This is a genomic window from Streptomyces sp. NPDC052910 (genome assembly GCF_055585605.1).
In genome coordinates, this window is the sequence record NZ_JBVJJR010000006.1 from 50,617 (window position 1) to 66,492 (window position 15,876).

Consider the following 15,876-nt stretch of genomic DNA (forward strand, 5'->3'; position numbering starts at 1 on the left):
CGGCTGCGGGTGGGTGCGATGGGGAGGACTTCGCGGAGGAGGTGTTCGAGCCGTTCGCACGGGCGGACCAGCGTCGGTAGGGCGGGGTCTATCTGCGGGGACTGCTCCTGGACGGGCAGCGCAAGTCCATCGAGCCGTTGGCGACCCGGCTCGGGACGGACGGCAACCGGCGGGCCCTCGCGCACTTCGTCACCTCCAGCCCCTGGGACCCGGCACACCGGCCGCAGCGGCTTCCAGCGGATGTACGGGCGGTTCGTCGTCCAGCGGATCCGCCCCGCCGGACGGAAGGCCCGCCAGGCTGTCCGCGGTGTGGAACTGCCCCCGTGCTGACTGCTGGCCGGATGGCCCGCCACCGAGTCCGAGCCGGTCCAGTTCTGGCTCTCGAACCTGCCCGCCGACACCCCGCTGACCACACTGGTGCGGATGGCGAAGCTCCGCTGGAGGATCAAGCACGACGACCGCGAGATGAAACAGGCCCTGGGACTCACTCACTTCGAAGGACGGACCTGGAACGGATGACACCACCAAGTCACCCCCGTCTCCACTGCCCACGCCTTTCGCACCCTCCAACGCCTGGCCAGAGCCCCAAAAGAAACGGCGCCGGCCTGAGTCTCTACCGGATCGTCCGCGAACTGCAGACTCCCCTCGCCACCTGGACCGGCGCCTGCCCCACCTGCCACCACGACATACCCACGCTCACACCAACCCGACCAAGCCCTACTGGTAGTTGGGCGTGGGAAGGCGTGCGGGGGCGGTGTTGCTCACCTGCTGAAAAATGACCGAGGTGCGGAAGCCGGTGATTTCACCGCGCTTGCTGAGCCGGTCGGTCAGGAAGGCGTGCAGGTGGTCGAGATCCTGCACCGCGACGTGAAGGAGGAAGTCGTCGCCTCCGGAGAGCACGAACACGTGGAGGACTTCCGGTAGGCCGCTGGCGAAGCCCTTGAAGGCGTCGATGACAACGCGGCTGAGGGGACGTACCTGAACTGACACGAGCGCCTGAACGCTGCGATTGAGGGCCGCGGGGTCGATGTCGGCGTGGTAGCCGCGGATGACGCCCCGTCGGTGGAGTGCCCGAACCCGCTCCAGGCAGGTCGAGGGGGCGATGCCGAGTTGCCGGGCGAGTTCCCGGTTGGACTGCCGTGCATCTGTCTGGAGAAGCCGGACAATCCCCGAATCAAGTTCGTCCATGGCCGACAACCGTATCCCCTTGTCACTCAATCGTTCGGCTGTGGCCCCATTCAATGAATCGTCCGTGCACCATGACGCCACCAGGCCGAACGAATGAAGGGACGGGCGAGTTCATGTTCGATCACGAGCAGGTCGCGATCCACACCGGTCGGCGCTCGCGGCTTCCGGTGATCGTGGCTGTTCACTCCACGGCACTCGGTCCGGCAGCCGGCGGCCTCCGGTTCTGGCACTACCCCGATTGGCGGGACGGCCTCACCGACGCCCTTCGCCTGTCGGCCGCGATGACCTCCAAATTCGCCGTGGCCGGGCTGCCCAGCGGCGGCGGGAAGGCCGTCGTGGTCCTGCCGGAGGGGATGAAACTCGAGGCCGGCCGACGTCGCGACGTGATGCGTGACGTGGCAGACGTCATCGACTCGCTTGACGGGGCGTACGCCACTGGACCGGATGTCGGGACCGGCCCCGACGACATGGCACTGATCGGGGAAACCACCCCCCATGTGTTCTGCCGGCCGGCGCATCTGGGCGGCAGCGCCGACTCGTCCCCGCACACCGCGCAGGGGACACTCGCCGCGCTGCGCGCCGTCAACCGACGGCTGTACGGCACCGCGAGTTTGGACGGCCGCAGTCTCGCCGTGGTCGGTCTGGGCCGCGTCGGCGCCGGTCTCGCCCGCCTTCTCGCCGCAGAGGGCGCCGCCCTGACGGTCACCGACATCGACCCGGACAAGCGCAGCACCGCCGACGAGCTCGACGCTGTCTGGCGATCGCCCGACGAGATCCTCGCCGCGAACGTGGACATCCTGGTCCCCGCGGCTCTCGGCTCCGTCCTGACCAGACAGACAGTGGCGGAGCTGCACTGCCGCGCCGTGGTCGGACCGGCCAACAACCAGCTCGCCACGCCCGATGTCGCAGACCTGCTGCACCACCGCGACATCATCTGGGTGCCGGACTATGTCGCGAGCGCAGGAGGAGTCATCAACGCCATCAGCACCGAGCTCCACCACCTCAGTGCCGACGACGCCCACGCACGCGTCCGCGCCATCGAGGACACCGTCGACGACCTGCTGGACACCGCGCAACGCCGCGGCAAGACCCCGGCGCAGGCGGCCGGCGAGCTGGCCATGCGCCGCCTGCGCGCCGCCTCGGCTCCGGCCAACTCACCCACGCCATCGCTGCGGCTGCGGGCAGCGGGGCCCGGCGACGCCGAGAACGTGGCGCTGCTGCACGCCGAAAGCTGGCGTCGGCACTACCGCGGCGCCTGCTCCGACGCGTTCCTGGACGGTGACGTGGTGGCCGACCGGCGGTCCGTCTGGTCCTCGCGTTTTTCCGCCTCGAATGGTGGCGGCGCGACGGTCGTGGCCGAGGACGACATGGGACTTGCGGGCTTCGTCCACGTCGTCTTCGACGAGGACAGCCGCTGGGGCAGCCTCGTCGACAACCTGCACGTCGCCCAACACCGTCGACGAACGGGCCTTGGCACCGCGCTGCTCTCCCACGCTGCGCAGGCCGTTGTCGAACGCGCGACGGGCAACGCCCTGTACCTGTGGGTGCTCGAACAGAACACAGCGGCCCAGGCGTTCTACCGAACCCTGGGCGGCATCTGTGTCGAAAAGGCGCCGGTGTCGCCCCCCGGCGGCGTACCGTCCCGGCTCGCCGACTCACCCACCAAGCTCCGCTTCACCTGGCCCGACGCGTCGCTGCTCGCGCAGACCGACGTACGACGAGGCGCACGGACAACCCCGAGGAACACGCCATGACCACCGATACGGGTACCGCCGTCGACCACTACGACCGGCTGCTCGCCGAGCACTACACCTGGATGCTGGGCGGCGACGTCCACGAAGTCGCGGACCGGCAGGTCACGCTGCTCTCAGAACTCGGCCTGGCGGGGTCGAAGACGGCGGGACGGCCATTGATCCGGGCTGCGGCTCCGGTGCGCAGACGCTGGCCCTGGTCCGCCTCGGCTTCTCCCCCGTGATCGCCATGAACACCAGCAGCCGCCTGGGTGAACACCAGGTGCCCCGGCGCCGATCAGACGTGATGGACAACAACGGCTCCAAGATGCGGTACGCGGCCGTGACGGTCACGGCCACACGCGCACCGGCGCGAACTGAAGGGCGGACATGACCGATCCCACCAGAAGAGGCGAACTGTTCGGCGGCGCAGACAGTGTTCGCCGGTTCACCGGCCCGACGACCGGCGACGAACGGCGCATACTCATCGACGTCCTGCGCGCCCAACGCGCCACACTGCAGATGAAGTGCTCCGGCCTGGGACCGGAGCTGTCCTTGCGATCCGTGAAGCCGTCCACGCTCTCGCTGCTCGGCCTGGTCCGACACCTCGCCGAGGTGGAACGCCGCTGGTTCCGGCGGGTCCTGGCCGGGCAGGACCCGCCGGCCCTCTTCTCCTCAACGGCCGAGCCCGACGGGGACTTCGACGGCGCCACAGACCGCCCAGGCGCCGTCGCGGCGGCGTGGGAGGCTTGGCGGACCGAGGTGGCCTTCGCCGAACAGTTCGTCACCGAGGCCCCCGACCTCGACGTCCAGGGTGACGACGCCTGGCGCGGAACAGTGTCGCTGCGCTGGGTCCTCATCCACATGATCGAGGAATACGCCCGCCATAACGGCCACGCCGACCTGCTCCGCGAGCGCATCGACGGAGCGATCGGCATGTGAAACCGAGACAGCCTGGCCGCTGACGTCGCGCGCCGTCGGCCGTTGCGTCCCGGCCGTCGGCAGCAGACCTGTCGCCGGTCATATGCGTCGTGACGCGCCGGGCCACCGCGCCGACGTTCGCCGCGGCGGACATGACCACGCCGCCAATTGCGTGAATGCACAGATGCAGTCTGCGCTCCCACAACACCCACCCATCACACCGCCAGGGGGCGGAACGGACGTCACCACCCATCCAACCGCTAACCCGGTGAACCTATATGGTTCCAGCACTAGTAGGGCTTGGTCAGGTTGGTGTGAGCGTGGGATGTCGCGGTGGCGGGTGGGGCAGGCGCCCGGTCCAGGTGACGAGGAGGGTCTGCAGTTCGCGGACGATCCGGTAGAGACTCAGGCCGGCGCCGTTCTTTTGGGGCTCGGGCCAGGCGTTGGAGGGTGCAAAAGGCGTGGGCGGCGGAGACGAGGGTGACATGGTGGTGTCATCCGTTCCAGGTCCGTCCACGGACAGCCTGGCGGGCCTTCCGTCCGGCGGGGCGGATCCGCAGGACGACGAACCGCCCGTACATCCGCTGGAAGCCGCTGCGGCCGGTGTGCCGAGTCCCAGGGGCTGGAGGTGACGAAGTGCGCGAGGGCCCGCCGGTTGCCGTCCGTCCCGAGCCGGGTCGCCATCGGCTCGATGGACTTGCGCTGCCCGTCCAGGAGCAGTCCCCGCGGGTAGACCCCGGCCCACCGACGCTGATCCGCTCGTGCGAACGGCTCGAACACCTCCTCCGCGAAGTCCTCCCCATCGCACCGGACCGCAGCCGGCTCCTCAGGCGTCACAGCCGATCAACGGACGAACCGATCATCAGGACACACCACCGCCAACCGAACCTGACCAAGCCCTACTAGGGTCCCGTCGTTGAAGTGATCTTGCCCGGAGGAAAACGACAACGGGCGGGAGATCACTCGCTGTTCGAAGCGACCAGGCTGCGCACGTTGTCGATGTTGCCGCATTCGTCGTTCAGGTACTTCGCCCGGGCTTCGCGGAACGCCTCGCCCAACCGGGCACGGCGGTCGTCGGCGACGTTCTCCCGCGCGTCGTTGAGCAGGGTCCGCTCTTCCTCGTCGGCGTGGTGATTGACCGCGGTGACGAGCTCTTCCAGCTTCTCGTCCCATTCGTCGGAACCGATGTCGTCGACTTCCAGCAGGGCGAGCAGCGCCTCGTTGGCCTCCTGGTGCTCGTGGACGCTGTGATCGACGTCGTCACCGTCGACGTTCTTGTAGCGGCGCAGGGCCGGATAGACCTCGTCCTCCTCGGCCGAGGCGTGGGCGATGAGCAGATGCGCGAATTCTTCGAGAGCAGCGGCGCGGTCGGCCTCGGCGTTGCGCATGGTGCGGAAGAGATCTTCCATCTTGCGGTGGTCCCGCAGAATGAGTTCGACGACGTCGGTGGACGGCACGGGGACTCCTTGCTCCTTGAAAAACGTGACCCGGTGTCGCCCGGGTACCCCGGATTTCGCCGGTCAGTGCTCAAAAGCCATCGCGAGCCCTCGCGCCACCAGGGCCGGGCACGGAACCGGCCTGCCTACCCCTCGTCGGCTTCCTCGTCGGCTTCCCGGTCGGCGGCTTCGTTGGCGCGGTCGATCTCGGCCATGTGCTCCTCCGCCCAGGTCCGCAGCCCCGCGAGCGCGGTTTCCAGGGACAGCCCGAGTCCGGTGAGCCGGTAGAAGACCCGCGGCGGAACGGTCGGTTCGACCCGGCGCGACACCAGCCCGTCACGGGTCAGGCTTCGCAGCGTCACGGACAGCATCTTCTGTGAGACGCCGGGCATCCGGCGTCTCAACTCCGCGAAGCGGACCTCGTCCGGTGCGGCGTCGGCGAGCGTCTTGACGGCCATGGACGTCCACTTCGTACCGATGCGGTCCAGCAACTGCCGCGTCGGGCAATGGGGATCGAACAGGTCGCCGCTCACCCCGCGACCGGCGGCCCGGACTCCTCGGGTGGTCACCTGCGGCTCACCACCTTTCCTGAAAGTGCCGTCTGGGAAGCGGCCGGGCAGTTACCTATCGTTAGGTGGTCACCAATGGTAACCGCCCCCGGAGGAGCCGTCGTGCCCGTCACCACCGCACACCACCTGCGTCGCATCGCGACGAACGGCGTCCGGCTCAATGTCGCGATCGCCGGGGACGGGCCCGCGGTTCTCCTGCTGCACGGCTTCCCCCACACGTGGCAGCTCTGGAGTGACGTCATGGGCCGACTGGCCGGGCGGTACCGGGTCATAGCTCCGGACCTCCGAGGCTTCGGCGGCAGCACCCGTGCCGTCGAGGGTTACGACGCGGGCACCCTCGCCGCCGACGCCGAAGGGCTGCTCGACGCACTCGGCGAGCCCTCGGCAGCGGTGGTCGCCATCGACGCGGGCACCGCCCCCGCCGTCCTGCTCGCGCTGCGCCGGCCCGGCCGCGTCCGGCGCCTGGTCGTGATGGAGGCGCTGCTCGGCCACCTGCCCGGAGCGGAGCACGCCACCGCAGGGGGTGCCCCGTGGTGGTTCGGCTTCCACGCCGTCCCCGGCCTCGCCGAGACCGTCCTGGCCGGCAACGAGGCCTCGTACATCGACTGGTTCCTCGACTCGGGGACGCTCGGGCGCGGAGTGCCCGATGACATCCGGGCGGCCTTCGTCCACGCGTACACCGGGGCCGAGGCCCTGCGCTGCGCGTTCTCCTTTTACCGGGCCCTGCCCGCCAGTGCGCGGCAGATCCAGGACGCCGTCGCGACGGCGCGGCTGACCATGCCCGTCATGGCCGTCGGTTCGCACCCCGTCGGCACCGGGCTCGAACGCCAGCTCCGTCCCATCGCCGATGATCTGGTCGGACACCACCTCCGGGACTGCGGCCACATCATCCCCCTCGACCGCCCCGACGCGTTGTCCGCGCTCCTCGCTCCCTTCCTCTCCGCCGATTTGCCGAAGTGACAGGGAGAAGTGACCAGAAGAAGTGACCGGGAGAAGTGGCTGGGAAAATGGCCGGGCGAAGTGGCTGGGAGGGGCCGAAAAGTTCTGGAGGGGGCCGAAGAATCACGGTCGGTGGTTCGCGGGCTTTCGCCCCGGGGATGAGATGTCCAGGAGTGCCGTACCAGCATCAGCGCCGCGCACAGTGACGGGTGCCCTTTCCGGGCGAGTGGCCGGAACATCCTCACCCCAGCAGCCGCCCCGCCACCCGCAGATCCGCGACCAGCCCCCCGTACAGCTCCGCCCGCCCCGCCTCGTCGGCCCGCAGGACGGCCGACGGGTGGAGGGTGGCGACCAGCACCCCCTCCCCCGAGGGCAGCGTCAGGGGAAGGGGGACACCCCGGTCACGGGTGACCCGGAACCCCGGCCCCAGCAGCGACTTCCCCGCCGTCGCACCGAGTGCGACGACCACCTCGGGTCCGACCAGCCGCAGTTCCTCCGCGAGCCACGGCTTGCAAGCGCTGATCTCGCGGAGGCCGGGCGCCTTGTGGATCCGCCGTTTGCCGCGGGCCGCGGGCTCGAACTTGAAGTGCTTGACGGCGTTGGTGACGTACGTCTCGCCGGGTGCGATGCCCGCTTCGGCGAGCGCCCGGTCCAGGACGCCGCCGGCCGGTCCGACGAAGGGGTGGCCTTGGCGGTCCTCCTGGTCGCCGGGCTGTTCGCCGACGAGGAGGAGGCGGGCGGAGGTGTCGCCGGTGCCGAAGACGGTCTGTGAGGCGTCCCGGTGGAGGGGGCAGCCGCGGCAGCCGGCCGCCGCGTCGCGCAGCGTGCCGAGGTCCGCGTCGGCGGGGACCCAGGGTGAGGCGTCGTAGGCCTCCTCGCCGCCTGCCGCGGGGGAGCCGCGGGTCACGGCTCGGTCCGCTGGTTGTAGCGGCGGGCGGCGCGGTCGTTGAGGACGGTGAGGCGGGCGACCGCGGCGGAGCCGAGCCGGCGGGCGGCCTGCCGGCCGGGCACGTCGTGCGCGGGTCCGGGCCCGCCGCGCGGCAGCAGCCGGGCGCCGAGGGTGAGGGCGCGGGTGGTCGTGGCGGGGGCCAGGCCGTGCAGCCGGACGGCGGCCTTGGCGACGGGGGTGAGCACCAGTTCCGGGCGGCGGCGTTCGGCGGCGCGCACGATGGCGCGGGCGGCCCGCTCGGCGTCCATGGACAGCAGCGGGAGCCCGGAGGAGACCGCGAACCAGGCGTACTCCTTGGCGGTCTGGCCGCTGAAGCGGGCGGCCGTGTGCGAGCCGGTGCGCATCAGGCCCGGCAGGACGGTGGTGACGCTGATGCCGTCGGCGGCGAGTTCCGCGCGCAGCCCCTCGGAGAGGCCGGTGAGGGCGAACTTGGCGCCGATGTAGGGCAGCAGGTGGGGCGCGGCGACCCGGCCGCCGATGGAGGCGATGCTGACGATGCGTCCCCCGCCGCGTTCCCGCATCCCGGGCAGGGCGGTGAGGACGAGCCGCAGCGGCGCGAAGTACATCGTTTCCATGGCGTCGCGGAAGTCCGTCTCGGTCATCGCGGAGACCGGACCGACCTGGATGTTCCCGGCGTTGTTGACGAGGATGTCGAGGCCGCCGAACGCGGCGGTCGTGGCGTCGACGAGCCGCCGGGCGGCCGAGGAGCCGGTGACGTCGCAGGCGAGGGCACGGACCTCGGCCCCCTCGGCGCGCAGCATGCGTTCGGCCCGGCCCAGTTCCTCGCCGTCGCGGGCGCAGACGAGCACCTTGCAGCCACGGCGGGCGAGTTCGCGGGCGATCAGCAGGCCGAGGCCGCGGGAGGCCCCGGTCACCAGCGCGGCGCGGCCCGTCAGGCGGTCGTGGGACGGATGCGTCATGGCACTCTCCTCGCGCTCGCGGCTCACGGCTCGCGCTTCGTTTTCGGTCCCCCTCCCCTCCCCTCCCCTCCCCTTTCCTCCCCTCCCCGCGGGGTCCGGCGCCCGGGGCGCCGGACCCCGGGGCGGTGGCTACTCGCCGACCGACTGCTGCATCCGGACCCGCAGGAACTGCAGCAGGTCGGCGCCGGTGAGCGCGGTCAGGGCGGCGGCGGCCAGCCGGGTGGGCCGGGGGGCGAAGACCAGTCCGGCGGCCAGCCCGGTGACGACCCACATGCCGGTGCAGAACGGGCAGGTCAGCAGCTCGCCGACGACCTTGCGGGCGCCGTCGCCGCGTACCTCCTCCTGGACCTCGCCGGGGCCGCCGGCGCCGCGGAAGCGGGCGAAGGGCACCCGCAGCGGGCTGGTCACGGAGTCCTTGGTGAGCAGCCGGGACAGCCGGTGCGTGGCCCCGGCGCACAGCAGCACGTCCCAAGGGCCGGGCTCCGGCACCGGGCGACGGGCGAGCCGGGCGGCGCCGGCCAGCGCCGCGATGCCCGCGACGTAGACGCCCATGGCGCCCAGGTAGCCGCCGACGGGGTGCCCTTCGCCTCCGTAGGCCTCGCGTTCCTCGTCGGCGGCCCGCCGCAGGCGGTTCTCGGCGTCCTCGGGGCTCGGCATGGGTGCCTCCTGCTGTGCGTGCGTCGGTCGGTTCGGGGTCCGTGCCGCGCCCGCCCACCGTGCCATGGGGTGGCGGTACGCGCACGTCGGCCGCTGACGGCCGCTGTCGGCCGGTTTCCGGGCGGGGGCCGCGGGTACGCTCCCGGCCTCGTCCCGCCAGGAAGGGTTCTCCCGATGTCCTCGCGCAAACCCCCTCTCCGTCCGGTCGTCTGGCATCCACCGCGGCGCGTCCGGGGGCCGGTCCCCGGTGCGGATCCGGTCGTCCTGCCCCCGGTGCGGCGGCTGCCGCTGGGCGCCACCGGCCCGGAGGACGTCCGGTGGGACGCCCGCTCGGGCCGGCTGCTGACCGGGGTGGCGGACGGGCGGATCCTGTCCGTGGACCCGGGCGGCGGGCCGGTCCGGACGCTCGCCCGCACCGGCGGCCGGCCGCTGGGTCTGTGTCCGCTCCCCGACGGCCGGCTGCTGGTGTGCGACGCGGAGCGCGGGCTGCTGCGCCTGGACCCCGCGTCCGGCCGGATCGAGACGCTGCTGGGCCCGGGCGGCGATCCGTCGTGGGTGTGCAGCAACGCGGTCGTCGCGCCGGACGGCGCCGTGTACGTCAGCGACGCCTCGGCCCGGTTCCCGCTGAAGCACTGGATGGGCGACCTGCTGGAGCACTCCGGCACCGGCCGGCTGCTGCGCTACGAGCCGGGGGCCGTCCGTCCCGAAGTGGTGCTGGACGGCCTGCAGTTCGCCAACGGTGTCGCCCTGACCGGCGACGGCTCCTCCGTCGTGGTCGCCGAGTCGGGGGCGTACCGGCTGACGCGCCTGTGGCTGACCGGTCCGCGGGCGGGCCGCCGCGACGTGTTCGCCGACGCGCTCCCCGGCTTCCCCGACAACCTGTCCACCGGCCCGGACGGTCACGTCTGGGTGGCCCTGGCGGGTCCGCGCGAGCCGCTCCTCGACCTGCTGCACCGGACGCCGCCGGTGCTCCGGCGGGCCGTCTGGGCGCTGCCGTCGGCGCTGCTGCCGGGGCCTCGGCCGGTCACCCGGCTGCTGGCGCTGGACGCCTCGGGACGTGTGGTCCGGGACCTGCGGCGGCCGGGGCACGGCTTCCGGATGGTGACCAGCGTGTGCGAACACGCGGGACGGCTGTACCTGGGGAGCCTGGTGGAGCCGGCGGTGGGGGTCGTGGACCTGCCGTGACGTCCCCCGGCCGCGAGGGGGAAGCCCGGCGCCGTGGAGGGCGGTTCAGCGGCCGAGGGCCCGCTTCAGCTCGTCCTTGGTCATCTGCGACCGTCCTTCGACGTTCTTCTTCTTGGCCTCTTCGTACAACTGGTCCCTGGTCGGCCCCTTGGCCCCGGAGTGCGACCGCTGACCGCCCCGCTTGGAGGACGACATGTCCTGGAGGGACGTGCGACTGGCGGTCTTGGACTCGCCGGCGCGGGCGCGCTCCTTGTTCACCGTGCGACTCGCGATCTCCTTGGCGCGCTTCTCACCGGCGCCGCGCGCCTCCGCGCTGTCCTTGATGTGCTCGTACTGCCGTTCGCGCTTGGGGCTGGATCCTGCGGGCATGGTGGTGCTCCTTCGCTCGCTTCGCTCGTTCCCCCCTGGGCTCGTCTGCCCTCACCGTGACACGCCATGCGGGCCGCCGCCGGGTCGGACGGGACCGATCGGGGGTGGCCCGCGTGGTGCCGGAGGGGGCGGTCAGGCGCGGGGCCGGCCGCCAGCGAGACCGGTCACTTGTGGGAGCGGTAGCGGACCAGCGCCCAGCAGGGCAGGGCGAACCAGCAGAGGACGAACCACACCACGAGCCCGGCGACCACCCACGGCACCGCCGGACCGCGCAGGGCGACCCGCAGGATCAGCAGCAGCGCCGAGGTCACCGTGGCCAGCAGGAGCACGAGGCCGACGACGGTCAGCCGGGACACCCAGACCACCGTCTCGGGCTTCAGCCGCCGCCCGGTGACGATCCGGTGGAAGGAGACGGGTCCGATCAGCGAGCCGGTGGTGGCGGCGCCGAGGACCACCGTGACGACGTAGATGGTGCGGTCGGCCGGGGCGAGGGTGGTGAAGCGCGGGGTGAAGGCGACGGTCAGGAGGAAACCGAAGAGGATCTGTACGCCGGTCTGCGCGACGCGCACCTCCTGGAGGAGCTCGTTCCAGCGCCGGTCGGCGCGTTCCTCCGGTGACTCGTCGCGTCCCCTGGTCCGCGCGCGGCCGTCGCGTTCTCCGGGCGTGGGCATGGGGCGTCCTCCTCTGGCCGGGGCGGGTACCCCCGCGCGCGCCCGGTCATGCACGCCCCGGGGCGGCGCCGGGTCACGCGCCGTGCGACGGGAGGGCTTCCTTCCGCCGCCCCTCCCCCGGAATCCGTGGGCGGGCGGCCAGGACAAAACGGATCAGGCGGAGGACACTGGAGGTGCACAGGCCGTCCCCATGGCGGGTGGGCGACCGACAGGAGGTGATCACTGTGGTGCCGCTGCTCCTGGTCCTGATCCTCGCGATCATTCTCTTCGGCGCGGGTTTCGCGGTGAAGATTTTGTGGTGGATCGCACTGGCCGTGCTGGTCATCTGGCTGCTCGGCTTCCTCGTCCGCTCCGGCGGAGGCCGGTGGTATCGCTGGTAGCACGGACCCGCGCCCGGCAGCCTGCCGGGCGCGGGTCACCGGCGTCGCACCGCCCGCCGTTCTCCCCTCGCACGGCGGGGTTACCGCCGACGCGACGGGGAGGGGCGGTCGGTCTTCCTCCAGCGGTCGGCCTTCCCCCAGCGTCGGCTCAGCCTTGCTCCAGCCGTGCGAAGGGGCTGTCATCCAGCCTTTCCAGCAGGTCGGCGGGGTCGCGGTAGACCGCGATCGCGCCGGCCTCCTCCAGTTCCGCGCGCCCGATGCCGCCCGAGAGCAGGGCGACGCAGTCCACTCCGGCCTTCCGGGCCGCGTGGACGTCCCAGACGGTGTCTCCGAGGAACAGCGCGCGGTCGGGCTCCGCGCCGGCCTGTTCGAGGGCCTGCCGTACGGGGTCGGGGGCGGGTTTGCTCGCCTCGACGTCGTCCGCGCTGGTCGCGGCCGTGATGGCGTCGTCCGCGTCGATCGCCCGGCGCAGCGCGGTGAGCTCGGAGCCCTGGGCCGAGGTGGCGAGGACGACGCGCCAGCCGCGCCCGGCGAGGGCCCGGACCAGCTCCCGGGCGCCCTCGACGACCGGCAGCCGCTCGAACCACGTGGCGTAGAGGGTCTTGTGCGCGGCGCTGAGGGCCTCGTCGCCGTCGCGGTCGCGGTCCTCGCCGAGCAGCCGGTCGAGAAGCCGGCCGGAGCCCATGCCGATGGTGTGGTGGACGTCCGTCATCGCGACCCGGTGCCCGGCCTGGCGCAGCGCCTCGAACCAGCAGACGGTGTGCAGGTAGTTGGTGTCGACGAGGGTGCCGTCGACGTCGAGGAGGGCCGCGCGCGGCCGGCCGGTCACGCGGCGGCCCCGGGCTTGAGCAGGGTCTTGACCATGCCGTCCTCCTTGGCCTGGAACGTCCGGTAGGCCTTCGGCCCGTCCTCCAGCGGCAGTGTGTGGGTGGCGAAGCCCTCGACGCCGAGCGGGTCGGCGTCGTCGAGCAGCGGCAGGATGTCGTCCACCCAGCGGCGGACGTTGGCCTGGCCCATGCGCAACTGGATCTGCTTGTCGAACATGGTCATCATCGGCATGGGGTCGAGCATCCCGCCGTAGACGCCGGAGAGCGAGACGGTGCCGCCGCGCCGCACGGCCTGGATCGCCGTGTGCAGCGCGGCCAGCCGGTCGACGCCGGCCCGTTCCATCAGCTTCTGCGCCCAGGCGTCCGGGAGCAGCCCGACGAGCTGGTGGGCGGTCTTGCCCACGGGCGCGCCGTGCGCCTCCATGCCGACGGCGTCGATGACGGCGTCGGTGCCGCGGCCCTGGGTGAGGTCCCGGATGGCGGTGACGATGTCGTCGCCGCGCTCGGTGTGGGCGCGCAGGTCGAGGACGGTCACACCGCGGGCGGCGGCCCGGGCCAGCCGTTCGGGCACCAGGTCGACGCCGAGGACGAGACCGGCGCCGCGGTGCAGGGCGATGCGGGCGGCCATGTCGCCGATCGGCCCCAGGCCGAGGACGGTCACGGTGCCGCCGGGCGGGATCGCCGCGTACTCCACGGCCTGCCAGGCGGTGGGCAGGACGTCGGAGAGGTACACGTACCGCTCGTCGGGCGGCCCCTCCGGAACCTTGATCGGCAGGGTGTTGCCGAAGGGCACCCGCAGGAACTCCGCCTGCCCGCCGGGCACTTGCCCGTAGAGCTTGCTGTAGCCGAACAGCGCGGCGCCCATGCCGCGCTCACGTACCTGGGTGGTCTCGCACTGCGACTGGAGACCCTGTCCGCACATGTGGCAGGCGCCGCAGGAGACGTTGAAGGGCACCACGACCCGGTCGCCGGGCGCGAGGGCGGTGACGTCCGGGCCGGTCTCCTCGACGACGCCCATCGGCTCGTGGCCGAGGATGTCGCCCGGGTCCAGGTACGGTCCGAGTACCTCGTAGAGGTGGAGGTCGGATCCGCAGATGCCGGTGGAGGTGACGCGGACGATGACGTCCGTGGGCTCCTCCAGCCGGGGGTCGGGGACCGTGTCCACTCGGACGTCCCGCTTTCCGTGCCAGGTCAGGGCCCGCATGCCGTCTCCCTCGTGCTGCCGTTGCCGCCGTGTACTCCGGCGCGCCGCCTCGTGCGCGGGCCGCGCCCCACCCGGCCCTCCGCAACCCTCCGGAAGCCCCGGAAACCCCTGGAGCGACTCCGGGAGGCCGGGTTCCGGTTCCCCGGGTTCCCCGGCGCCGGGCGGGCAAACCGGGGCCCGGGCGGCTCGGCCGAACGGACGAACCGCGGACACGGGCCCGGGTACGTGCGCCGCGCGGGGGAATCCGTTCCTCCATGGCGCACCCTTCCGACCCCTCCATGAGCCCGTCCGGCGGCGGCCCCGCCGGCCCGCTCCTCCAGGGCGAGCCCGAGTCCTACTGGCTGTCCACCGCCCCCGCCTCCCCGGACTCCGCGTACCCCCCGCTCACCGGCACCGGTACGGACGTCGACGTGGCCGTGATCGGCGGCGGCATCGCGGGGCTCTCCACCGCGTGGGAACTGGCCCGCGCCGGGCGCTCCGTCGCCGTCCTGGAGGCGGACCGGATCGCCGCCGGGGTGACGGGCCACACCACCGCCAAGGTCACCGCCCTGCACGGCCTGGTCTACGCCCGGCTGCGGCGGACCCGCGGCCCGGAGGGCGCGCGGCTGTACGCGCGGTCGCAGTCGGAGGCGGTCGAGCACGTCGCGGAGGTGGCCGCGCTGCTGGAGGCCGACTGCGAGCTGGAACGCCGCCCGGCCTTCACCTACGTGACCCGCGCGGAGGGCCGCGGCGAGGTCCGCGAGGAGGCCAACGCCGCGGCCCAGGCCGGACTGGACGCCGCCTACGTGGAGCGGACCGGCCTGCCGTACCGGGTGGAGGCGGCCGTACGCCTCGACGACCAGGTGCAGTTCCACCCGCGCAAGTACCTGCTCGCCCTCGCCCGGGACCTGGTCGCGCGCGGCGGCGTCATCCACGAGCACACCCGCGTCACCGACCTGGACGAGGGCACGCCCTGCCGGGTGACGACCGCCGACGGCGCCGTGCTCACCGCCCGGGACGTGGTGGTCGCCACCCACTACCCCGTCTTCGACCGGGCGCTGCTGTTCGCCCGGCTGTCACCGCGCCGGGAACTGGTGGTCACCGGCACCGTCCCCGCCGACCAGGACCCCGGCGGGATGTACATCACCGAGGAGGGCGCCAAGCGGTCCGTCCGCAGCGCCCCGCACGCGGACGGCCGGCGGCTGCTGATCGTCACCGGCGAGAGCTTCAAACCCGGCACCGCCGACGTCGCGGCCCGCTTCGAACGGCTGGCCGCCTGGGCTCGTGACCACTTCCCCTCCCTCGCGTTCGACCGGCACTGGGCGACCCAGGACAACGACTCCACCGACACCGTCCCCCTGGTCGGCCCCTTCCACCCGCGGGCCCGGCACACCTGGGTCGCCACCGGCTTCGGCGGCTGGGGCATGAGCGGCGGCGTCATGGCGGCCCGGCTGCTCGCCGAGCTGATCGACGGGCGGCGGCCGCCGTGGGCCGACCTGTACGACCCGCGGCGGCTGTGGACCCAGGTCCGCGAGGCACCGCAGTTCCTCCGCCATCAGGCCGAGGTCGCCCGGCACTTCGTCGGCGACCGCCTCCGGCCCGGCGGCGCCGGCTGCGTCGCCGGCATCGCCCCCGGCACGGGCGAGGTGGTGCGCGTCAACGGCCGGCACTGCGCGGTGTACCGCGACGAGGACGGCGCCGCACACGCGGTGTCCGCCCGCTGTACGCACCTGGGGTGCCTGGTCGCCTTCAACGCGGCGGAGCGGGCGTGGGAGTGCCCTTGTCACGGCTCGCGCTTCGCGCCGGACGGCTCGGTGCTTCAGGGGCCGGCGGTGCGGCCGCTGGAACGGCGGGAGGTCGAGGAGTAGAGGCACCCCGGGCCCGCCCCTTCACCGCTACCGGAAGCGGCGGGCTCCCTTCCACGGATCCGCCGCTCGTCCTTTCACGGCTCC

Annotated in this window: 17 protein-coding genes and 2 pseudogenes; 8 read left to right on the top strand and 11 right to left on the bottom strand. The window is 72.6% G+C overall.

All coding sequences use genetic code 11. From position 1 onward, the window contains the following. Window positions 1-41 precede the first annotated feature (41 nt). Window positions 42-609: pseudogene (locus ACZ6X9_RS22035) on the top strand (transposase). 108 nt (window positions 610-717) lie between these two features. On the opposite strand, the gene ACZ6X9_RS22040 reads toward ACZ6X9_RS22035, so the two are convergent. Further along, entirely contained in the window at window positions 718-1,188 is a 471-nt protein-coding gene (locus tag ACZ6X9_RS22040) for an Lrp/AsnC family transcriptional regulator (protein ID WP_469779687.1), read from the bottom strand. Between the two features lie 113 nt (window positions 1,189-1,301). Here ACZ6X9_RS22040 and ACZ6X9_RS22045 point away from each other — a divergent pair, with 113 nt between their 5' ends. From ACZ6X9_RS22045 to ACZ6X9_RS22055, 3 genes are all read left to right on the top strand, one after another. After that, window positions 1,302-2,942, top strand: coding sequence for a GNAT family N-acetyltransferase (locus tag ACZ6X9_RS22045; protein WP_469779688.1), 1,641 nt, complete (start codon window positions 1,302-1,304; stop codon window positions 2,940-2,942). Next, the gene (locus ACZ6X9_RS22050) at window positions 2,939-3,163 is read left to right on the top strand and encodes a hypothetical protein (protein WP_469779689.1); all 225 of its coding nucleotides are present in this window, start codon (window positions 2,939-2,941) and stop codon (window positions 3,161-3,163) included. Before ACZ6X9_RS22045 ends, ACZ6X9_RS22050 begins: the two co-directional genes overlap by 4 nt. Window positions 3,164-3,308: 145 nt before the next feature. After that, on the top strand, window positions 3,309-3,860 hold the full coding sequence (locus ACZ6X9_RS22055) for a DinB family protein (RefSeq protein ID WP_469779690.1): 552 nt from the start codon (window positions 3,309-3,311) through the stop codon (window positions 3,858-3,860). 537 nt (window positions 3,861-4,397) lie between these two features. Here ACZ6X9_RS22055 and ACZ6X9_RS22060 read toward each other — a convergent pair. From ACZ6X9_RS22060 to ACZ6X9_RS22070, 3 genes and pseudogenes are all read right to left on the bottom strand, one after another. Further along, window positions 4,398-4,676 (bottom strand): annotated as a pseudogene (locus tag ACZ6X9_RS22060) (transposase); the annotation flags it as partial. Window positions 4,677-4,798: 122 nt separating this feature from the next. Continuing rightward, window positions 4,799-5,296, bottom strand: coding sequence for a hemerythrin domain-containing protein (locus ACZ6X9_RS22065; RefSeq protein ID WP_469779691.1), 498 nt, complete (start codon window positions 5,294-5,296; stop codon window positions 4,799-4,801). 125 nt (window positions 5,297-5,421) lie between these two features. Then, on the bottom strand, window positions 5,422-5,844 hold the full coding sequence (locus tag ACZ6X9_RS22070; protein WP_469779692.1) for a winged helix-turn-helix transcriptional regulator: 423 nt from the start codon (window positions 5,842-5,844) through the stop codon (window positions 5,422-5,424). 102 nt (window positions 5,845-5,946) lie between these two features. On the opposite strand from ACZ6X9_RS22070, the gene ACZ6X9_RS22075 reads away from it, so the two are divergent. Continuing rightward, window positions 5,947-6,804, top strand: coding sequence for an alpha/beta fold hydrolase (locus ACZ6X9_RS22075; RefSeq protein WP_469779693.1), 858 nt, complete (start codon window positions 5,947-5,949; stop codon window positions 6,802-6,804). A gap of 220 nt (window positions 6,805-7,024) precedes the next feature. Here the strand turns inward: ACZ6X9_RS22075 and ACZ6X9_RS22080 are convergent, their stop codons facing one another. The 3 genes from ACZ6X9_RS22080 to ACZ6X9_RS22090 form a co-directional block, all read right to left on the bottom strand. Further along, window positions 7,025-7,690 (bottom strand): UdgX family uracil-DNA binding protein, encoded by a 666-nt coding sequence (locus ACZ6X9_RS22080; protein WP_469779694.1) that lies wholly within the window; start codon window positions 7,688-7,690, stop codon window positions 7,025-7,027. After that, window positions 7,687-8,652 carry an SDR family NAD(P)-dependent oxidoreductase gene (locus tag ACZ6X9_RS22085; protein ID WP_469779695.1) on the bottom strand — a complete coding sequence of 322 codons (966 nt, stop codon included), beginning with the start codon at window positions 8,650-8,652 and terminating at the stop codon, window positions 7,687-7,689. The genes ACZ6X9_RS22080 and ACZ6X9_RS22085 overlap by 4 nt, the downstream gene beginning before the upstream one ends. A 129-nt stretch (window positions 8,653-8,781) precedes the next feature. Continuing rightward, complete coding sequence (locus ACZ6X9_RS22090) at window positions 8,782-9,309, bottom strand: DUF1360 domain-containing protein (RefSeq protein ID WP_469779696.1); 528 nt, start codon at window positions 9,307-9,309, stop codon at window positions 8,782-8,784. Between the two features lie 174 nt (window positions 9,310-9,483). Here ACZ6X9_RS22090 and ACZ6X9_RS22095 point away from each other — a divergent pair, with 174 nt between their 5' ends. After that, complete coding sequence (locus ACZ6X9_RS22095) at window positions 9,484-10,494, top strand: SMP-30/gluconolactonase/LRE family protein (protein WP_469779697.1); 1,011 nt, start codon at window positions 9,484-9,486, stop codon at window positions 10,492-10,494. Window positions 10,495-10,539: 45 nt separating this feature from the next. Here ACZ6X9_RS22095 and ACZ6X9_RS22100 read toward each other — a convergent pair whose 3' ends face one another. Next, window positions 10,540-10,863, bottom strand: a complete 324-nt coding sequence (locus tag ACZ6X9_RS22100; RefSeq protein WP_469779698.1) for a plasmid stabilization protein — start codon at window positions 10,861-10,863, stop codon at window positions 10,540-10,542. A gap of 164 nt (window positions 10,864-11,027) precedes the next feature. Continuing rightward, window positions 11,028-11,534, bottom strand: a complete 507-nt coding sequence (locus ACZ6X9_RS22105) for a DUF6328 family protein (protein ID WP_469779699.1) — start codon at window positions 11,532-11,534, stop codon at window positions 11,028-11,030. Window positions 11,535-11,758: 224 nt separating this feature from the next. On the opposite strand from ACZ6X9_RS22105, the gene ACZ6X9_RS22110 reads away from it, so the two are divergent. Next, a complete protein-coding gene (locus ACZ6X9_RS22110) occupies window positions 11,759-11,914 on the top strand; it encodes a hypothetical protein (protein WP_004955622.1) in 156 nt (51 codons plus the stop codon). A 148-nt stretch (window positions 11,915-12,062) separates the two neighbouring features. On the opposite strand, the gene ACZ6X9_RS22115 is transcribed toward ACZ6X9_RS22110, so the two are convergent. After that, window positions 12,063-12,743, bottom strand: coding sequence for an HAD family hydrolase (locus ACZ6X9_RS22115; RefSeq protein WP_469779700.1), 681 nt, complete (start codon window positions 12,741-12,743; stop codon window positions 12,063-12,065). Beyond that, a complete protein-coding gene (locus ACZ6X9_RS22120; protein WP_469779701.1) occupies window positions 12,740-13,945 on the bottom strand; it encodes a zinc-dependent alcohol dehydrogenase in 1,206 nt (401 codons plus the stop codon). Before ACZ6X9_RS22120 ends, ACZ6X9_RS22115 begins: the two co-directional genes overlap by 4 nt. 278 nt (window positions 13,946-14,223) lie before the next feature. Between ACZ6X9_RS22120 and ACZ6X9_RS22125 the strand changes: the two genes are divergently transcribed. Beyond that, entirely contained in the window at window positions 14,224-15,792 is a 1,569-nt protein-coding gene (locus ACZ6X9_RS22125) for an FAD-dependent oxidoreductase (protein ID WP_469780058.1), read from the top strand. Window positions 15,793-15,876 lie beyond the last annotated feature (84 nt).